This window comes from Paenibacillus sp. Y859, from assembly GCF_056786405.1.
In genome coordinates, this window is record NZ_JBXCIZ010000002.1 from 13,195 (window position 1) to 32,680 (window position 19,486).

The following is a 19,486-nucleotide window of genomic DNA, read 5'->3' on the forward strand; positions in this document are numbered from 1 at the left end:
CGAAGGAAATCCCATTAATTGAATGCGTTATTGAATGCATGGGTTGTACACTAAAAGGCGACAATAACTATACAATATGTCAATTGTAACAAGATTAAGGAGCGGATTTAAGTGAATATGGACTTTACGGCATATATATTTAGAACTCTGCTGATGTATTTTTTTATATATGCTACGATTCGTATTATGGGGAAAAGGGAAATTGGGAAACTATCCATATTTGATTTAGTTATTTCTATTATGATTGCGGAAATTGCCGTATTTGTGCTTGAAGATATCAAGAGACCTTTGTGGGAAGGTATCATCCCGATGGTTACGCTTGTAGTGTTACAAATCGTCATCGCGCAGATTAGCTTAAAAAGTCGAAAACTACGTTTGCTATTTGATGGTAAACCGGTTGTTCTTATATCCAAAGGTAAGTTACACCGAGATGCGATGAAGAAGCAGAGATATAATCTAGATGATCTCATGTTTCAGATCCGTCAAAAAGATATCGATAATATAGCTGATGTGGAATTTGCGATTTTGGAGACTACGGGCCAGCTCACGGTATTCCCAAAAGATTCGAATACGCAGTCTAGTTCTTCCAGCGATTTAACGGTGGCAAAGAAATGGAAAAGCAGAAGGAAGGTGCTTATGCCTGTTGGAAGGATAACCCATCAGGGATTACCTATTCCGTTGATTATGGATGGTCGAGTCATGGATGAAAATTTATTATTGATGAATAAGACACGATTCTGGTTAAAGAACATGATTCAGTCGAATGGTGCTAACGAGTTCAAGGATGTTTTTCTGTGTAGTATTGATCATAAGAATCAAATCTATATTGACTTAAAAGACACTAACTAGATGGAAACCATTGTCCGATGATGGGTAATTTCTCTAAATCACGGATAGATACAAGTTTAATTCTAAATATGATGATCATATAAATAACGATCCCGATAATACTTGAGATGATGAACTGCAGCCAGATATGTTGTTGGAAGGGTAGTTGGGTATAAGCTAAATGTGTTCCTGCGGCCATTAGAATCATGGCTACACACACTTTTATAATATTGAGAACATTGAATCTAAATGAGAGTAATCTAGTTACACTGAATCCATGCATTAAAGTGACGATGATACTGTTAACAATAATTGCGATCACGGCACCATATATACCATATTGAGGTTGAGATGATAAGTACCAAATAAGAAATAGCTTAATTGCCGCCCCAATCAATGTGTTTCGGAGAGCCTTGCCAGGACGATCTAATACTTGAAGTGCTACTTGTAAGGGCCCTTGTATGTATACAAATAAGGCAAAAGGTGCCATAAGTTGTAACATACCCGAAATATTCTGATTGTTGTATAGTAATAAGCATAGTGGGACGGATAGGACGAACATAATGACTGAAAAAGGTGCACCCGTTACAAGGGCTAGGTTTATCGTCTGATTGAGTCTTTTGTGAATAGTAGCTTGCTCGTTACGTGCTGCAGCTTCCGATAAAGAGGGTACAAGAGAAACAGCTAATGATGTTGTTAATGCTCCTGGTAACAATAATAGGGGAATAACCATACCCTGTAGCGCACCATACTGGGCCGTAGCAACAGAAGTGGCTAAACCCGCTATGGCAAGGCTCTGTGCTGTAATGATAGATTCAAACAAATAGGAGAAGGATCCTACAAGTTTGCCTGCAGTAACAGGAATTGTAATCTTAAGTAAGCGACGTAGTACACCGACTTTAAGATGGACAGGTAACTCTTCAGTAACGTTGTTAGAATGAGTAACATCTTTATCTTCGGCATGATAATGGAAGAGCAGTATAAGCAGACCAATAAATTCACCAGCCATGACTCCGAGCATTGCGCCAGCAGCACCAAATTCAATTCCTTTTGGTAGTAGCAAGAAAGAGAAACTTAGAACACATACCATTCGAACCAGCGTCTCTACTATGGAGGAAACAGCTGATGGGATCATGTTTTGTTTGCCTTGGAAGTATCCACGGAATACGGAAGAGACAGCAACGATAACGAGCATGGGACTCATACTTACAAATGTATGATAAACTCTGGGATCAGTCAGAATATTCTGCGTTACCCAAGGTGCGAACCATATGGACAGCAGCATAAAGATAATGCCTAGCGTGAAGGTTAAGCCAAGACTAATACGTAGTATACGTTTTGAAGCCAGCGGATTATTTGCAATTTCGGCCTCAGAGACAAGTTTGGATACAGCAAGTGGGATACCACCAGTAATCAGAGTCATAATGACAAGGAAAAAAGGATATCCTAATTGGTAAATACCTACACCTTCCGCTCCAATAATACGGGGTAAAGCAATTCGTGGGATAAAGCCCAAGATGCGATTGATGATCCCTGCTGTCAATAGAATCATGGTTCCTTGTATAAAAGTTTGTTTATGACGTGTATTCAATATTCACTCCCTCTTTCCAAGTCAAGGCTAGCCGGATGTCCAGCATGACGATTACTATATGGATATGCTCAACCTGTCCATTCTCATGCTAGATAATATATCGTGAAACTTATACTTTCTTATATTTCGAAAAAAAGGAATTAGAGATTTAAAGTCGAATTACTCGATGAAGTGGTACAGACACCATAGAGAGGATGGGTTACGCGTGGAAATTGAAGGGATAAGCACTGTCCAGCTCGATGAGAATATTAAAATGATGTGCCAGAGTAAAGCTGAGGAATTTAGACTTATCGGATATGAGCATGTGACGGAGAAAGATATTTGGGATTGTGTCAGTTCGAAATATGAGAAAGATGGAACACCTTCACTCCATAAGTTAGTTAATGATATTCTATCTTTAAAGGTAACTGGGTTTATGAATTTTATGACAATGGCGGCGTACAAAGGATCTACTTTTGAATAAGGGGGGATTCTTTTTGTCGTTAAATGCCAAAAAGACACGAATTGTACAAAATCATAAATTGACTGCATTTTAAGGCATAGCTATAATAGGAATATTGAGGACGAAAGGGGAAATAAGAACGGAATGAAGAGAATTGTCAGTTTTTTTGTTACAATAATTGTGTTATCTGGCGTAATGGCAGTATCAACTCCAGGGTTACTTGATAAGATCCGTTTGGGTCTTGACCTTAAGGGTGGGTTTGAAATTCTGTATGAGGCTCAACCTCTAGAAGAAGGGCAAAAGGTCACCAAAGAATCGTTGACCCATACAGCTCAAAGTTTAGAGAAACGTGCGAATTCTCAAGGGACAAGCGAACCTGAGGTAACTACAGAAGGAACTAACCGAATTCGTCTGAAAATAGCCGGAGTTACCGACGAGGCTGAGGTTAGAAAGAAAATGAAAGAGCCTGCGAATCTAACGTTTCGTAGTTCGCCTGATGGAGGAATAGAAGAGGCTGATTTCACTAAAATTGAACTCTTAGGAAATGACTTTAAAGAGAATGGTGCAGAAGTCGAATATAACAATCTAAATAAACCTTTAATAAGTATCCAAGTAAAAGATAAGGCGAAGTTTGCTGAAATTACAAAACGTCTTATTAACAAAGAATTAGCTATTTTCTTGGATGAAACGATGCTTTCTGCTCCGACTGTTCAAGCTGAATTAACGGATGGTAAAGCTCAAATCACTGGTAACTACACTAATGAGGAAGCTAAGAGCTTACGCGATACGATTAATCTAGGCGCGTTACCATTGAAGCTTACAGAGAAATACTCCCAAAGTGTAGGGGCAACGCTCGGTAAGCAGTCACTTGATGAGACTGTTGTAGCAGGGCTAATTGCATCTGCTGCTATTCTATTATTCATGATCGGAATGTATCGTACACCTGGATTAATAGCTAGCTTTGGATTGATTCTGCATACTTGGTTGCTTATACTAGTGTTCGTAATGGCTGATTTCACCTTAACACTGCCGGGTATAGCAGCAGTTATATTAGGGATCGGGATGGCTGTAGATGCTAATATTATTACCAACGAGCGGATCAGGGAAGAAATGCGTAACGGTAGAAGTGTGATGTCCTCTGTTAAAGCAGGGAATAAGTCTTCTTTCCGTACGATACTAGATTCTAATCTGACGACGATCATTGTTGCTGGTGTTATGTATGCTTACGGAACAGGTGCTGTAAAAGGTTTCGCATTAGTATTAATGGTAGAGATTGTATTAAGTATTGCCACGAACGTATATTTCACTCACTGGCTAATTACCTTGTTGGTTAAGTCAGGCTTACTTAAAAAACCGAAGCAATTTGGTGTAAAGGAGAGTGAAATTCGTGAACTTTAAGAAACAATTTGATTTTGTTCATGTTAGTAAGTATTTCTATACCCTTTCCATTATTCTTACGATCCTAGGTCTTATTAGCCTCGCGGTTTTTGGATTGAATTACGGTGTTGATTTCAAAGCGGGTTCGAATGTGGATGTATCACTTTCAAAGACGTTAACAAAAAATGAAATTGAACCTGTTCTGAAAAATATCGGAATTGATGAGGGAACGGATATTACAGAGGGAGAGCAACGGATTAACATCCGATTTAACGAAGTACTGACAGAGGAAAACCATAATAAACTTATATTAGAGTTTCAAAAGTTAGATAGCAGTGCTTCATTTGAGATCAATACAGTTGATACAGAAATGGCTAAAGAGCTTGGACGAAATGCTATCTACGCCGTGCTTCTATCTTGTGTTGGTATTATTATTTATGTGAGTGTCCGCTTTGAATGGCGATTTGGAGTTGCAGCGATCGTAGCGCTCATCCATGATGCATTCCTGGTCATCACCGTATTTTCCCTATTCCAGTTGGAAGTGGATTTGATATTCATTACAGCGGTATTAACTATTGTTGGTTATTCAATCAATGATACCATTGTTATATTCGACAGAATACGTGAGAACTTGCGTTTTGCTAAGCTGAAAACCAATGAAGATCTTGTTGTCTTGGTGAATAAGAGTGTCAACCAAATGATTAAGCGTTCACTATATACCGCACTCACGGTATTTATTGCCGCGTTATTTCTATTCCTATTTGGTGGTGAATCGATAAGAATGTTCTCTTTGGCGATGGTCATTGGACTAATATTCGGTGCCTATTCCTCGATCTTTATTGCAAGCCCACTCTGGCTTCTACTTAAGAGTAAACAAAAGAATAAACCAGTCGGCAAAGCATCATAAGCATATAATAATTAGGAATAACATTTTGAAAGCCGCGGTCAATGATGACGCGGCTTTCAAATGTTATGGGCATTGAAGTTGCTAGAGGGGGGCTTATGTGGCTATACAACATTCAATACCAAATAAAACCGCAACTTGGACAAGAATTATCGGTGAATTGACACTAGCTATATTTAAAGGATTTGTTGGTTATTTCTCAGACAGTAAGGCTTTACTTGGTGATGCATTGTATTCAGCAACGGATGCCTTTTCTTGTCTTGCTGATAAAGTTCCTTGGAAGAAGGCTAAAGTTAATGGAAGTCGTAGAGCCGAGAAAACTCAGCTAGTTATAACGATTCTCTTCTCTGTATTGGTTATAATGGGAGGAGTACAAATTGCCACTGACGCTATTCATAATCTCTCAAAGGGTAATTTAAAGGCGCCTGGACAGTTTTCAGTTGTTGCTATTTTTGTTTCTTTTGCTGTAAGAGAAGGCATATTTCAATTTCAATATCGCGTATCTAAGAAAAGAAATAATGGTGAACATACGGTGTATACTTCGAACCACCGACTAGCATTATATACTTCGTTCATAGTACTCCTCGGGGTATCTCTGTCTGTCTTGGGAGATGTGTATGGTTGGCCTGGATTGTTATACATGGATTCCATTTCTGCCATCATTGTGTCGGGTCTAATTCTTAGGGGTGGATATCTACTTATGGTGGATTCGATTTATGGTAGGCATCCTCATGAGGAACTGGTGGAAGAAAATAAATCCGAATTTATGGATACGATTCAGCGCGTTCATGGCATTATCACAGTGGATGAATTGAAATCGCAAGAGGTAGGACATTATATTGTTGTTCATGTAAAAGTGAGTGTTAATCCAAGTATTACCGTGCTTGAAGGTCATGCTATATCTGGACATGTAAAAAAGTTACTAATGAATCGATTTCTTCATGTTAGTGATGTCAGTATTGAAGTCATTCCTTATGATCCAGGTTATCCTTATAAATCGAATCATGGATCATTGGATCAGGATATACCAACATTACTCCAATAAACTTTAAGGGGTTGTTCAAAAAGTCATCTTTTGATCACGAAGTATAGCAGGGGGGCGTATTCGACATCGAATATTGAATTCAGCCGGTCCTTCCGGTGCTCACGTAGGTACTGCCTACGCTCCGCTCCTCACTCCCTATCTTCATCCAATCTTCTCGGTGCTGAAAAACTGACTTTTTGAACACGCATTTTATGAATTTGAATATGAACAAGGTAAGAGAAAGAAAGGTGAATTGACGTGCTCCATTCGAAATATAAGTGGCAGTCACAACTATTCAATGCTAATACGGCAGAGGAGTTTGCCAAGGCATTGTCTATATCTCCGTTGATAGCCTCTCTTTTAATAACTAGAGGGGTATGTACTGTCGAAGATGCTAACATGTTTATACAAGGAAGCATGGATGACTTACATGATCCTTTTTTATTACGAGGAATGACGGAAGCGGTACCGAGAATTGTTCATGCTGTTGAAAGTGAAGAACATATTTTAGTGTATGGTGATTACGATGCAGATGGCGTATCAAGCACATCTTTGATGATTTATCTTATGCGTCATATGAATGCATCGTTTGATATTTATATTCCCCATCGTTCTAACGAAGGATATGGACTTCATAATCATGCTATCGACTGGGCTCATCAACAAGGTGTCTCTCTAATCATCACTGTAGATACAGGAATAAGTGCTGTGGATCAGATATCCTATGCGAATTCTCTTGGGATCGATGTTATTGTTACGGATCACCATGAACCACCGGATATATTGCCAGATGCCTATGCCCTAATTAATCCGAAGCTGTCCAACTGCCTATATCCTTATAAAGGATTAGCGGGCGTTGGAGTTGCCTACAAGCTATGTCAGGCTTTATTAGGCAACCCACCTATTGAGTGGACTGAACTCGTTGCGATAGGTACTGTAGCCGATTTAATGCCGCTGACAGGTGAGAATCGCATTCTTGTTCGAACAGGGATCACCTCAATGCGAAGATCTTCTTTTCCAGGACTTCAAGCCTTGCTTGAAGTAAGTGGAATAGACAAAGAGACATTGACCTCGACGAATATTGCGTTTGGAATGGCTCCGAGAATTAATGCGAGTGGTAGACTTGATCATGCTGGAAGAGCGGTTTCTTTATTGACAACGGAGGATTCCACTGTAGCTATAGGCTTAGCTCATGAATTAGACGGCTTAAATAAACAAAGACAAACCGTTGTTGAAGATATCCTTCAAGAAGCTTTAGCTCAACTTGAAGGGAAAATAGAGTCTCGCGGACTACCATCTGTGATTGTATTAGCAGGTAATGGTTGGAATGTTGGTGTGGTTGGCATTGTAGCCTCCAAAATATTAGAACGTTACTATCGCCCCGTCATCATTCTCGGAATTGATGCAGATAGTGGAACTTGTAAAGGTTCAGCCCGATCTATTCCAGCTATCGACATTCATGCGGCTCTAACCTCTTGTAAACATTTAATGGATCATTATGGGGGGCATCCTGCAGCTGCTGGAATGAGCTTGCATGTAGATCAGTTAGAACAATTTGAATATGCTCTTAATGAATATGCCAAGGCGATCTTAATGCCAGAAGATCTAATTCCTGTTACTGTTGCCGATGGAGAATGGAAACTGGCGGATTTACCGATTTCAGTGATCGAAGAACTGGAGTTGTTACAACCTTTTGGAATGGCTAATCCGGTACCACGCTTCATTATAAGAGACGTGACACTGCAGGAAACTCGTAAAATGGGTCGTGATCAGAAGCATCTTAGACTAACTATGCAGCAAGGAAATAGCAGGTTGGAAGCTGTTTCCTTCGGGCAAGGTGATCTGGCTGACCTATTGACAATAGGTGCTTCAATCGATGTCATCGGAGAGTTGTCTATTAATGAGTGGAATGGTTCCCGTAAACTTCAACTTATGCTTCACGATATCATGATATCTGAGCCGCAAGTTTTTGATTTACGTGGATTGAAAGGATCACAAGGGGTAATAAATACTTATTTGCAACTCTTGAATTCGCGTCTAAGGGGTCAAACTACTCAAATAGCAGCTATATTTGCAGAAGAGACGACCAAGGATGTAACAAATGATTTGAATGAACTATCCCTTTGGGTATATGATGAGGTCGATGGAATTGTCGCGACTAATTTAGTTGCATCTCAAGAGGGGAAGGATGATATAACAACTTTATTTGTTTTGGATGCACCCCGATCTCCGCGGCAGCTTCATATGATATTGGCCGATTTCAAGTCATTGCATAATGTCTTTGTTGGATATGATGTTAAGAGCGATGTCAAAGAGAAGCTCCAAGTTCCAGATAGGGAATTATTTAAAAAGTTATATATCATGTTGTCTCGAATAGGGTCTGAACCCTTACCGGAGAAGGATGTATTAGGTCAAATTAGTCGTCAATCTTCGACGTCGGTAAGGATGCTCTCCTTGATGATGGACGTATTCGAAGAGTTATCATTTATCGAGCGGAACGATGGAATGATTAATCTTGTCTCTACCCCTTCGAAGAAGGGCCTTGATCAATCTGCACATTTTCGTGAATTAGTTATTCTTGCAGAGATGGAGCAGAATCTTTTCGATACGAATACCGCACAATTGACGCAATGGATGCTATCCCTCTTAAGAGAGGGTTCATAATATCAAGTAGTAACGCTCAAAAACTGTGATTATGCTTCCGAAGTGAGTTTTCTCGAAGTATATCAAGTAGTAACGCTCAAAAACTTTTAGGAGGATACCAATTTGAATTTGAATTTGAAGGATTATATTCGCGTCATTCCAGATTTTCCAGAACAAGGGATTAGCTTTAAAGATATTACGACACTACTTCAGAATGGACCGATGTACAAGAAGGCAATCGATGAACTGAAGGAGCTTGTTGCCCATCTTCAGATCGACGTTATTGCTGGTCCAGAGGCACGCGGGTTCGTCGTTGGAGCACCACTTGCTTACGCATTGGGTGTTGGTTTTATACCCATTCGTAAAAGTGGTAAACTACCGTACGAGACCATTGAGGCTGGCTATAATTTGGAGTACGGTAAAGATTCTCTAGCGATGCATACAGATGCTATTCAAAAGGGACAGAAGGTACTGATTGCTGATGACTTATTGGCTACTGGAGGAACCATCTCTGCTTCTGTGAACTTAGTTCGACAACTGGGTGGAGATGTCGTGGGTGCTGCTTTCTTAATTGAGTTGGAGCATTTACATGGACGAGACAAGTTAACGGATGTTGAAGTACTCTCACTTCTATCCTATGAATCATAAGTAACAAGTTTCCCGGGAAATAGTGTGAAATGAATACGATAAAAAGCCCTCTTCCAGTATATAAGGAAAAGGGCTTTTATTCATGCTTAGGATGTTATGGATATTTGTTAAGCACTATCTTCTTTCTCATTCGATAAGCCAAGCACATCAATTGTTTTGATGAACAGACTAAGTGCAATACCGACAATCGTTGCAAGGGCCATACCTTTGAGCTCTATACCACTGAAGCTGAGTGTTGCACCGCTCAAACCAATAACGAGTACTAGAGTAGCTAATATCATATTGGATGCTTTAGAGAAGTCAACCTTTCGTTCTACAAATATTCGAAGACCTGAAGCTGCAATGACACCGAATAAGAGTAGAGATACGCCACCCATAACTGCAGGCGGAATATTAGAAATAACAGAAGAGAAAGATCCAGAAAAGGATAGCACAATAGCGATAATAGCAGCTCCACCAATAACGAAGACGGAGTATACTTTCGTAAGAGCCATGACGCCTATATTCTCTCCATAAGTTGTATTAGGAGTTGAACCTACAAATCCAGAGAAAATCGTTGAAATTCCATTTCCCAATAGTGAACGGTGTAGACCAGGGTCTTTATTTAGATCTTTACCAACAATACTGCTAGTTACAAGTAAATGACCAATATGTTCAACAATGACAACAAGGGATACTGGAATGATCGTTAGAATGACGGATAAGTTCCAGCTTGGTGTTGTAATTTGTGGGGCGGAGAAGAAGCTAGCCCCAGCAATCGCTTCTGTATTCACTTCACCCATGAAGTATGCCAGTGTATAACCCGTTACAATTCCGACTAGAATATGTATAATCTTCGGAAATCCACGGAACATAAGCGCACCGATAACCGTCACTCCTAATGTTGTCATGGATATAATGATGGTAGTGGGATCTGGACTCCAGGTAGCAGCTGCTTTCTCAGGAGCGATAAGTCCAGCCATTCGTGCTGCAACGGGAACGAGTTCAAGTCCGATGGTTGCAACGATCGCTCCCATAACCGCTGGAGGGAACACAACATCAATCCAGCTTGTACCTGCAAACTTTACGATTAGCGCAACGAGACAGAAAATAACCCCTGTAATAATGAATGCACCTAGCGCTAGGGAATATCCATTACCTGGATGTTGAACTATCACGTATTGTACTGGTCCTATAAATGCAAAGCTGGAGCCTAGATAAGCAGGTATTCTACCCTTACAAATCAGAATGTAAAATAATGTGCCAATCCCATTCATAAGTAGAATCATCCCAGGATCGACACCGAATAGATTGGGGACTAATACGGTACTACCGAACATCGCGAACAAGTGTTGTAGGCTAAGTAGAAAGCCTGGGCCGAAAGGTAATTTCTCATTGACTTGAATTTCTCTTTGCAAAGAATCTCACTCCTATTTTATTTATTAATGTGACGGTGTACAAATGGATCTTACTAAGAGTAAATAGATTTGCTGAATATTACAATAACATTTTCGTAAAAAACACTGAATAGACTACTTTTATGTCGTTAATGCCCTTTCATTGTCAGGGTTTACCAGTGATTGGATGAAGTGTTGACGTATTGCGTCGTAAGCGTCATAATTAATAAAAAATCACACGGAGGGAACCTGCCAAGTTTATATAAGATGCGGGTTCCATTTTATATAGAAGGGAAACGGAATTGACTAGAATGGGCATAGATAGATTACTTGAAAAGGCTGAAGCCTATATAAAAGAAAATGATCTGATTCGCATTCGTGAAGCATACGATTTCGCGGACCAGGCTCACTACGGTCAGGTACGTAAATCGGGCGAGCCTTATATTCTGCATCCGTTAGCGGTTGCAGAAATTGTCGTGAGTATGCAGATGGATACACTATCCATTATTGCGGCACTACTACATGATGTCGTTGAGGATACAACGGTATCCTTGGCGGAGATTCGCAACCAATTTGGCGATACCTGTGCAATGCTTGTAGATGGTCTTACTAAGCTTGAACGAATTAAGTTCGGTTCTAAGGAAGAGCAGCAGAATGAGAATTATCGCAAAATGTTTATTGCCATGGCACAGGATATACGTGTCATCGTCATTAAATTAGCTGACCGTCTTCATAATATGAGAACGTTGAAGTTTCAATCGGAAGAGAGTCAACGTCGAATTGCCTATGAAACATTAGAGATCTTTTGTCCAATCGCTGATCGGCTTGGTATTTCTGCCATTAAAGGAGAGATGGAGGATCTTTCTCTAAGATACTTAAATCCACAGCAGTATTATCGTATTGCGAATCTAATTCACAAGAAGCGTGCCGAACGGGAAGAGTTTATTGAGAATGTTATTTTAAAGATTAAAGAGAAATTAGAAGAAATGGGTATTGATGGTGATCTTTCGGGTCGGCCTAAGCATATTTATAGTGTTTATAATAAAATGACTACAAGAAACAAACAATTTAATGAGATCTATGATTTGTTAGCTATTCGTATTATTGTGGACAATATTAAAGATTGCTATGCTACATTAGGCATCATTCACACCTTATGGAAGCCTATGCCTGGACGATTTAAAGATTATATCGCTATGCCTAAGGCTAATATGTATCAATCGTTGCATACAACCGTAGTCGGTCCTAATGGTGAGCCTACGGAAGTGCAAATTCGGACTTTAGAAATGCATCGGACTGCTGAATTTGGTATTGCGGCTCACTGGGCGTATAAGGAAGGTGTAGCTGCGGCAGGTAATTTCGATAACAAGATAACATTCTTCCGTGAAATTCTTGAACTTCAGCACGAGGCTAAAGATGCCTCCGAGTTCGTTGAATCACTTAAGATGGATTTCTTCTCGGATCTAGTGTTTGTATTTACGCCTAAAGGAGAAGTTGTAGAGCTACCTTCAGGATCAGTTCCGTTAGATTACGCGTATCGAATTCATACAGAAGTTGGAAATCGGACGATTGGTTCTAAGGTGAACGGTAGAATCGTGCCTCTAGATCATAAACTGAAGACCGGAGATATTGTTGAGATCATGACATCTAAACATTCTTACGGTCCTAGTCAGGATTGGCTTAAGATTGCGCAATCTTCTCATGCTCGGAGTAAGATTAAGCAGTGGTTTAAAAAGGAGAGACGAGAAGAGAATGTTATAAAGGGACGCGAATCTGTTGAGCGTGAATTGAAGCGTCTTGCTTTGGAGCCTTCAGAATGGATGACTGAAGATAAATTAATGGAAGTGGCTAAGAAGTTCGCCTTCAATGACTTGGAGGATATGCTCTCAGCTATAGGATATAGTGGTATAACTGCATCTCAAATATGTTCGCGGTTGACGGAGAAGTTACGCAAGGAACAGGAAGAAGCAAATCTGATCGAATTGACGTTGGAAATCAAGGAGATTAAAGCCCCTACGGTAGAAAAAAGAAATCGCCCTACGAATGGAGTTCGTGTAAAAGGGATTGATAACTTATTGGTGCGGTTCGCACGATGCTGTAACCCTGTTCCAGGTGATGATATTAGCGGTTATGTGACACGCGGAAGAGGAGTATCTATTCATCGCATCGATTGCCCGAATATTCCCACAGACATGGATGGGGAGGAAGCAGCAAGGGTTATCGAAGTTGAGTGGGAAGAACAGGCCGAAGCTAATTATAGCGTCGACATCGAGATCACTGGTCATGATCGCAACGGTCTATTGAATGAGGTGCTACAAGCAGTATCTGAGACAAAGACTAATATTTCAGCTGTTACTGGTCGTTCTGATAAGAATAAAATGGCTCAGATGCACATGACTATTCTGATCCGTAACACGGATCATCTTCATTCGGTAGTTGAACGAATTAAACGGGTGAAGGATGTATATACAGTTAACCGAATTATCCAATAATCGCGAGATGGTTGATAAGGGAGCGAGTAAGAGCTTATGAAAGTAGTTATCCAGCGCTGCAAAGACGCGTCTGTTGCAGTTGATGGCCATATCGTAGGACAGATTAGTCACGGGCTGATGGTTCTCGTAGGTGTAACTCATGGAGACACAGAGAAGGATGCTAAATATTTGGCAGAAAAGGTATCCGGTTTACGTATATTTGAAGATGAGCAAGGGAAAATGAATTTTAGTGTTAAAGATACGGGTGGTGCGATATTATCAGTATCTCAGTTTACACTTTATGGGGATAGTCGTAATGGGAAGCGACCGAACTTTATGGCTGCAGCAAAGCCAGATGTAGCTGAAGAAATTTATGAATTGTTTAATCGAGAATTGAGTGCTAAGGGACTTCAAGTTGAAACAGGTAAATTTGGCGAAATGATGGATGTTTCTTTAACGAATTGGGGACCTGTAACTTTAATTATTGAAAGCAGGTCAGACGCATAGAATAGGACTTCCCAGGGGAAGATGAGAGTAGAAGTTGAGGATCACTCTTATTTACCAAAGGAGTACTATACAGCATGCGTCACTCACCGAAACAATCATCTTGCCAAGCACTATCGTTGCTCCCAATGGGTCATATTGCTGAAATCATTCACAATGATCGTGCTGCGAATACGACGTCATTTCCATTAGGGCTCGTAAGCCCTAAAGGGCAGTGGAGAAATCAGATTCCTAGACATTAGATAATTCTGAAATGGACAACTTTGAAGAGTTGTCTTTTTTACATTTTGGCGAATAGCGAAAAGTTCTTGATTGTTTCTTGCTGATGTTATGAAAGTATGACTTTTGGGTAATAACAGACTAGACACTAGAATGTAATGTAAGATTGTGATCTGAAAAAAGGAGGACTTCCCATGACGAAACAAATTCAAGCCTATTTTCAAACGGAAGATCAAGCGGAAGGTGCAAGAACATCTCTTCTAGCCTATAAAACTGAGAACCTGGAAGTTAGCAAGCTTGAGAATACCATTGGCCGAAGTACTAATCTTCTAACACCTTTAGTGGCTATTAGTCCTTCAGATAATACGACTTCAGTGGGAGCTCTCGGCATGTCTGGAGCAGGCGGTGTAGCGGGAAATAATATTGTTCCTATTGTAATGGAGAATGATCCCCAATCAGATATGTCAACAGAGTCAGATGTCAACCCAAGAGAGGGATTGACGAATCTTACCGATGTGGATAATTATGAAGGCTTAAATTATGTTCTTGTTACGAAGGTTGAAGATGAACACTATGATGAAATTGTTCAAAAACTCCGTCGAAATAACGCACATATTAAAGCGCTTCCAAAAATGTAATATAACCGTAATGTAGTATTCATGTTCTCTTAACATAGCTTGACTATAATAGACCTATGACCCCCTTTTTTAATATAATTTTGGACCTACGATATCGATTGTAGGTCTTTTTTCTGTCGTAAAATGACGTCAGCTATTGACTTTAGCGCGCTAGTTCATTACAATCTACAAATAGTTGAAAATTGATTTAATGACAGGATTAAGTAATCTGAGCTTCACAAGATCAGAGAAGAGTCCCTTGGCTGTAAGGATTCTCTTGTTGACCAGATGAATGACTTCCTCGAGAACAGTTGGCGAAATAAGCGGAATACTCGATCTGGAGGATTCGTATATTTATAGTAGCTACACTGCGCTGAACGGGCGTTAATCGTATGAGCGGATAGCGATGGAATGATCTTTTGGATCATGACATGGCGATGTTATCCGATAATGTGGGTGGTACCACGGGTGATTATGTTAATGATAATCTCTCGTCCCTAGTTCTTTTTGAACAGGGCGGGAGATTTTTTTGTATTTTAAAATGGTTAATTATGTAATAGGGGGTAGTTGTAATGGCCTTTCAAAAACCAACAGGAACACAAGATTTATTACCAGGTGTTGTAGAGAAGTGGCAATATGTCGAACAGAAGGCGAGAGATCTATGTCGACGGTTTAATTACCGCGAGATTCGCACACCGCTTTTTGAACAGACTGATTTGTTTGTACGTGGTGTTGGAGATACAACAGACATTGTTGAGAAGGAAATGTATACGTTCAATGATAAGGGCGACCGTAGCATGACTTTGCGTCCAGAAGGGACAGCAGGCGTAGTGAGAGCCTATGTGGAGAATAAGTTATATGGTGAACCTGATGTATGCAAGTTATATTATATCGGGCCTATGTTCCGGTATGAACGTCCTCAAGCAGGACGGTATCGTCAGTTTCATCAATTTGGTGTAGAAGCTTTTGGGGCCACTGATCCGGCTATTGATGCAGAAGTTATCTCGCTTGGTTATCAATTTTGCAAAGAATTAGGGCTTCAAGGTGTGAAGGTGGAGATCAACTCTGTAGGAACAGCAGAGACGCGTACCGCTTACCGAGAGCTATTGCTTGCCTATCTCAACCCGATGAAGGACAGTTTATGCAAAGACTGCCAATCACGGATAGATCGTAATCCAATGCGTGTATTGGATTGTAAGGTTGATCAAGATAAATTTCAGGATGCACCCTCCATACTAGAAAGTCTAGATGAAGAATGCAGTACACATTTTGAGAAAGTAAAGCAACATTTGGATGTAATGGACGTAGAATATGTGATTAACCCTCGACTCGTTCGTGGCTTGGATTATTATACGCATACTGCCTTTGAATTCAAAGCAGAGGGCATTGGCGCTATCGATACGATTGGTGGCGGAGGGCGCTATAACGGACTTGTCAGTGGAATAGGCGGTCCAGATCAACCAGGGATTGGTATTGGGATAGGTCTAGAACGCATCATACTGATTCTTGAGAAGCAACAGGTTGAACTTCAGGTTCAGAAATCGTTGGATGTATACTTCGTTGCTTTAGGTGAAGAAGCTGATAAAGAGATTACGAAACAAGTATTCAAGCTTCGTCAACACGGATTTTCAGTAGAACGTGACTATTTGGGACGTAAAATGAAAGCACAAATGAAATCCTCCGATCGGTTTAAGGCTCGTTATACGGCTATACTTGGAGATGATGAGCTGGGTCGTGGTGAAATAGCGTTGAAGTCTATGGTGACAGGTGAACAGCAGACTGTGAAATTGGACGAGCTCCATCTGAAATTAGTGTAAACCGCCTATAAGTGTGTGTTCAAAAAGTTGACTTTTCAGCACCGAGAAGATTGGATGAAGCAAGGGAGTGAGGAGCGGAGCGTAGGCAGTACCTACGTGAGCACCGGAAGGACCGGCTGAATTCAATCTTCGATGTCGAATACGCTTCTTGATATACTTCGTGATCAAAAGATGACTTTTTGAACAACCTCTACAAGGCTAATTATATAAAAGGGGAATGATGAATCATGAGTAGAACACATCAATGTGGAAAAATAACGACAGCACAGATCGGAGAAACGGTTACCCTAAATGGTTGGGTGCAGACTCGTCGTGATCTTGGCGGCGTTATGTTTATTGATTTCCGTGATCGTAGCGGTATTGTACAGATTGTATTTAGTCCAGCTTTCTCCGGTGACGCATTAGCGATTGCTGATAAGGTACGTAGTGAATATGTCCTATCCGTCACAGGTACAGTTGTGATGCGGGATGCGGAGACAGTTAATGCTAATCTCCCTACAGGACAAATTGAAGTTCAAATTACAGAAATTGATGTGTTGAATGCAGCGAAGACACCTCCATTCTTCATTGAAGATGGTGTTGAAGTAGATGAATCACTTCGTCTGAAGTATCGCTATTTGGATCTGCGTAGACCAGAGATGCAACAGACACTTATGCTACGTTCAAAGGCAACCAAAGTATTCCGTGACTTCTTGGATGAAGAAGGATTTATGGATGTAGAAACTCCGATCTTGACCAAGAGTTCACCAGAAGGTGCACGTGACTATTTGGTACCGAGTCGGGTACATGCTGGAGAATTCTTTGCACTTCCTCAATCTCCACAAATCTACAAACAATTATTGATGGTAGGTGGAATAGAACGTTATTATCAAATCGCTCGCTGCTTCCGCGATGAAGATCTTCGTTCAGACCGTCAACCAGAATTCACTCAAGTCGACATTGAGACATCTTTCCTAGATCGAGATACGCTTTTGGAAATGATGGAGAAATTGATGGTTCGTCTCTTTAAAGAAACGGTTGGTGTACAATTACCGACACCATTCCAACGTATTAGTCATGCCGAAGCTATGAGTAAGTATGGTTCCGATAAACCAGACTTGCGCTTTGGTTTGGAACTCGTTGAGTTGAACGATATTGTCGCAACCAGCGGGGTGAAGGTATTCGCTTCTGTCATAGAGAAAGGCGGAGAAGTGAAATGTCTTAACGCTAAAGGATGCGGTACTTGGAGTCGAAAAGATATCGATGAACTAGGAGTATACGCTAGTCGTTATGGAGCGAAGGGCTTAGCTTGGGTTCAAGTCAAAGAAGGCGAATTTAAAGGGCCTATCGTGAAATTCTTTACGGAACAAGAAATTGAAGCGATTAAAGAACGTACTGGGGCTGAAGAGGGAGACCTATTGTTATTCTCAGCGGATAATAGCAAGGTCGTTGCAGATGTTCTAGGTGCATTGCGTCTAAAAATTGGTCGTCAACTGGGATTAATTAATGACAAAGAATTCAAATTTGTCTGGGTATTGGACTTCCCATTGCTTAGCTATGATGATGATCAAAAACGCTATATAGCAGAACACCATCCGTTCACTCGTCCAAAGGATGAAGATGTGGAGTTGTTCGATACAGATCCTCTGAAGATGCGTGCGGAAGCTTACGATATTGTACTGAATGGCTATGAAGTTGGTGGCGGTTCGATGCGGATATTCAAACGTGAAATTCAGGAGAAAATGTTCAACGCACTCGGTCTATCTCCTGAAGAATCTTATGATAAATTTGGTTATCTTCTTGATGCATTTGAGTACGGAACACCTCCGCATGGTGGGATTGCTTTTGGTCTAGATAGACTTATCATGCTATTAGCTGGACGTACTAACCTTCGTGAGACGATTGCATTTCCAAAAACAGCTAGTGCAACAGATTTGTTAATGGATGCTCCTTCTCCAGTTGAAAATGTACAGCTTGAACAGCTTCATATTAAATTGGCGAAAAAGCCTGGCGAAGACAAGAAATAGTAGAGGGGGATTCTACACCATGCTGAATCAATTCTCACGTACGGAACTTGCGATTGGTACTGAAGGTCTTGAAGTTATGAAGAATAGTACAGTAGCGGTTCTCGGCATTGGTGGGGTAGGGGCGATTGCAGTGGAGGCCCTTGCCCGTACGGGTGTTGGAAGAATCATATTGATTGATAAAGATGTCGTGGACATTACGAATGTAAACCGCCAAATCCATGCGCTAATAACGACTGTTGGTCGGGAAAAAACGGAATTGATGGTTGAACGTGTTAAATTGATTAACCCTGATTGTGAGACTATCGCACTCAATATGTTTTATACGGATGAAACGTATGAGGAATTGTTCAAGTACGAAATGGATTATGTACTGGATGCATCAGACACCATCTCATATAAAATCCACATTATTAAAGAATGCCTGAAGAGGAAAATTCCGATCATTTCTAGTATGGGTGCAGCGAATAAGATGGATCCAACAAGGTTCCAAGTAGCTGATATATCCAAAACAACAGTAGATCCACTCGCCCGAGTGATCAGGACTAAACTTCGTAAGGATGGCATTAAGAAGGGTGTGACGGTCGTATTCTCGACAGAGAACCCGATTAAGCCCCGAGAAGATATTACGCAGAAAATAGTGTCGGATAATGCTCCTAATATTCGGAAGGCTAAACAGCCACCGGCAAGTAATGCCTTCGTACCTCCCGTCGTAGGATTGATTATGTCCAGCGTTGCGGTTCGTGATCTTCTTGCGAATAATGGGATTACGACATAAGCGAGAGTAACTAATTTCATAAGAGCTCTGGCGTGGATACCGAGTTTCGGTGTTCACGCCTTTTTTTACATAGTAGAAAGTATAAGCTTTTTGGAGAATTGTCCACTCTACCCTTTATGATTTTTAAAAGACTATCCATTTTTGCAGAGAGTGGAGATGTTAGAGTGATGAACAATGCTTCGTGATGAAGGTAGTGAAGGTGAGACTAGAATAGATGCATAAACTGCATTTAATTAGCGAAAAA

Annotated in this window: 16 protein-coding genes; 14 read left to right on the forward strand and 2 right to left on the reverse strand. The window is 40.6% G+C overall.

The window, feature by feature from the left end; genetic code table 11:
- Nucleotides 1-117 precede the first annotated feature (117 nt).
- Entirely contained in the window at nucleotides 118-849 is a 732-nt protein-coding gene (locus AC1TO8_RS04980; protein ID WP_482055212.1) for a YetF domain-containing protein, read from the forward strand.
- Here AC1TO8_RS04980 and spoVB read toward each other — a convergent pair.
- On the reverse strand, nucleotides 842-2,380 hold the full coding sequence (spoVB, locus tag AC1TO8_RS04985) for a stage V sporulation protein B (RefSeq protein ID WP_482055213.1): 1,539 nt from the start codon (nucleotides 2,378-2,380) through the stop codon (nucleotides 842-844). The genes AC1TO8_RS04980 and spoVB overlap by 8 nt on opposite strands.
- Nucleotides 2,381-2,672: 292 nt before the next feature.
- Between spoVB and AC1TO8_RS04990 the strand changes: the two genes are divergently transcribed.
- The 6 genes from AC1TO8_RS04990 (at nucleotide 2,673) to AC1TO8_RS05015 (ending at nucleotide 9,457) form a co-directional block, all read left to right on the forward strand.
- A complete protein-coding gene (locus AC1TO8_RS04990; protein WP_482055214.1) occupies nucleotides 2,673-2,882 on the forward strand; it encodes a post-transcriptional regulator in 210 nt (69 codons plus the stop codon).
- A gap of 123 nt (nucleotides 2,883-3,005) precedes the next feature.
- Nucleotides 3,006-4,259, forward strand: coding sequence for a protein translocase subunit SecD (gene secD, locus AC1TO8_RS04995; RefSeq protein ID WP_482054526.1), 1,254 nt, complete (start codon nucleotides 3,006-3,008; stop codon nucleotides 4,257-4,259).
- Nucleotides 4,249-5,145 carry a protein translocase subunit SecF gene (gene secF, locus AC1TO8_RS05000; RefSeq protein WP_482054527.1) on the forward strand — a complete coding sequence of 299 codons (897 nt, stop codon included), beginning with the start codon at nucleotides 4,249-4,251 and terminating at the stop codon, nucleotides 5,143-5,145. Before secD ends, secF begins: the two co-directional genes overlap by 11 nt.
- Before the next feature lie 97 nt (nucleotides 5,146-5,242).
- The gene (locus AC1TO8_RS05005; protein ID WP_482054528.1) at nucleotides 5,243-6,187 is read left to right on the forward strand and encodes a cation diffusion facilitator family transporter; all 945 of its coding nucleotides are present in this window, start codon (nucleotides 5,243-5,245) and stop codon (nucleotides 6,185-6,187) included.
- A 237-nt stretch (nucleotides 6,188-6,424) separates the two neighbouring features.
- Nucleotides 6,425-8,830, forward strand: a complete 2,406-nt coding sequence (gene recJ / locus AC1TO8_RS05010; protein ID WP_482054529.1) for a single-stranded-DNA-specific exonuclease RecJ — start codon at nucleotides 6,425-6,427, stop codon at nucleotides 8,828-8,830.
- 108 nt (nucleotides 8,831-8,938) lie between these two features.
- Entirely contained in the window at nucleotides 8,939-9,457 is a 519-nt protein-coding gene (locus AC1TO8_RS05015; RefSeq protein ID WP_482055215.1) for an adenine phosphoribosyltransferase, read from the forward strand.
- Nucleotides 9,458-9,564: 107 nt separating this feature from the next.
- Here the strand turns inward: AC1TO8_RS05015 and uraA are convergent, their stop codons facing one another.
- On the reverse strand, nucleotides 9,565-10,854 hold the full coding sequence (uraA, locus tag AC1TO8_RS05020) for a uracil permease (RefSeq protein ID WP_482054530.1): 1,290 nt from the start codon (nucleotides 10,852-10,854) through the stop codon (nucleotides 9,565-9,567).
- Between the two features lie 290 nt (nucleotides 10,855-11,144).
- Between uraA and AC1TO8_RS05025 the strand changes: the two genes are divergently transcribed.
- From AC1TO8_RS05025 to AC1TO8_RS05055, 7 genes are all read left to right on the forward strand, one after another.
- Nucleotides 11,145-13,325: a RelA/SpoT family protein gene (locus tag AC1TO8_RS05025; protein ID WP_482055216.1), complete on the forward strand. Its 2,181-nt coding sequence runs from the start codon at nucleotides 11,145-11,147 to the stop codon at nucleotides 13,323-13,325.
- 36 nt (nucleotides 13,326-13,361) lie between these two features.
- The gene (gene dtd / locus AC1TO8_RS05030; RefSeq protein WP_482054531.1) at nucleotides 13,362-13,811 is read left to right on the forward strand and encodes a D-aminoacyl-tRNA deacylase; all 450 of its coding nucleotides are present in this window, start codon (nucleotides 13,362-13,364) and stop codon (nucleotides 13,809-13,811) included.
- A gap of 74 nt (nucleotides 13,812-13,885) precedes the next feature.
- Nucleotides 13,886-14,050 carry a hypothetical protein gene (locus AC1TO8_RS05035; RefSeq protein WP_482054532.1) on the forward strand — a complete coding sequence of 55 codons (165 nt, stop codon included), beginning with the start codon at nucleotides 13,886-13,888 and terminating at the stop codon, nucleotides 14,048-14,050.
- 171 nt (nucleotides 14,051-14,221) lie between these two features.
- Nucleotides 14,222-14,665 carry a hypothetical protein gene (locus AC1TO8_RS05040; protein ID WP_482054533.1) on the forward strand — a complete coding sequence of 148 codons (444 nt, stop codon included), beginning with the start codon at nucleotides 14,222-14,224 and terminating at the stop codon, nucleotides 14,663-14,665.
- Nucleotides 14,666-15,216: 551 nt separating this feature from the next.
- Nucleotides 15,217-16,461: a histidine--tRNA ligase gene (hisS, locus tag AC1TO8_RS05045; RefSeq protein ID WP_482054534.1), complete on the forward strand. Its 1,245-nt coding sequence runs from the start codon at nucleotides 15,217-15,219 to the stop codon at nucleotides 16,459-16,461.
- A 227-nt stretch (nucleotides 16,462-16,688) separates the two neighbouring features.
- Nucleotides 16,689-18,467, forward strand: coding sequence for an aspartate--tRNA ligase (gene aspS, locus AC1TO8_RS05050; protein WP_482054535.1), 1,779 nt, complete (start codon nucleotides 16,689-16,691; stop codon nucleotides 18,465-18,467).
- Nucleotides 18,468-18,486: 19 nt separating this feature from the next.
- Nucleotides 18,487-19,242: a tRNA threonylcarbamoyladenosine dehydratase gene (locus AC1TO8_RS05055; protein ID WP_482054536.1), complete on the forward strand. Its 756-nt coding sequence runs from the start codon at nucleotides 18,487-18,489 to the stop codon at nucleotides 19,240-19,242.
- The last annotated feature ends 244 nt before the right edge of the window (nucleotides 19,243-19,486 follow it).